The organism is Wolbachia endosymbiont of Drosophila tristis (genome assembly GCF_028981745.1).
Classification (GTDB): Bacteria; Pseudomonadota; Alphaproteobacteria; order Rickettsiales; family Anaplasmataceae; genus Wolbachia; species Wolbachia pipientis.
The window spans coordinates 1-583 of sequence record NZ_JAPQLN010000016.1; the positions used below are offsets into that span (position 1 = coordinate 1).

Here is a 583-nt window from a genome sequence, read left to right on the forward strand (position 1 = left end):
AACATAAAAAACGCCAATATTTTAAAGCGGATAATAACCCCAGGGCTTCTTTTGCCTTTTTTTTCATTTGGTAAATTTCTTAATATTTATAGCTAAAGTAATTTAAAAGTCCGTGAAGGGTGTCATGCCAGTGCTTGACACTGGCATCCAGTTTTCCATATAATCTCATCAAAAATGTTTATTTTCTAGCTACTTTTATACTTATCAACCCAGTATGCTTACTTACAATTAAAATTTCTGGATCCCAGTGTCTGGGCACTGGGATGACAGCTAGCCTGACAACCGTCATCCCGCTACGTGTTAGCGGCTAAGAGATACCGCGAATGAATCGCGGTATGACGGTTCGCGGCAGTATGACGTAGAGCTCACGTTAGCTATACTTTTATGCTTACAAACTTAATAAAATTCCTGGATCCCAGTGGGCTTTGTTGCATCGCTACTTATGAAAGGCTAACTATAATTAGGATTATAAGCAACTTATTGAAAATCTTGTTTTTTTTTGCAATCAATCTGATCAAATTTAAGAATAGTAACTTGTTATTTATATTAATAAATTTAATTCTATTGAAAATAGCTAAAGCAT

The 583-nt window shown here is 35.0% G+C and carries 2 protein-coding genes; one reads left to right on the forward strand and one right to left on the reverse strand.

Features of this window, described 5'->3' with window-relative positions:
* Positions 1-178 precede the first annotated feature (178 nt).
* Positions 179-289, reverse strand: coding sequence for a WPE palindromic element domain-containing protein (locus OZD64_RS00120; protein WP_080717651.1), 111 nt, complete (start codon positions 287-289; stop codon positions 179-181).
* A gap of 95 nt (positions 290-384) precedes the next feature.
* Between OZD64_RS00120 and OZD64_RS00125 the strand changes: the two genes are divergently transcribed.
* Positions 385-583: hypothetical protein (locus tag OZD64_RS00125; protein ID WP_458695109.1), on the forward strand; the 199-nt coding region annotated here is incomplete at its 3' end.

Bases quoted from the DNA above. Each gene is read 5' to 3' on its own strand.
- OZD64_RS00120 (WP_080717651.1), bottom strand. From the start codon at position 289: ATGACGGTTGTCAGGCTAGCTGTCATCCCAGTGCCCAGACACTGGGAT.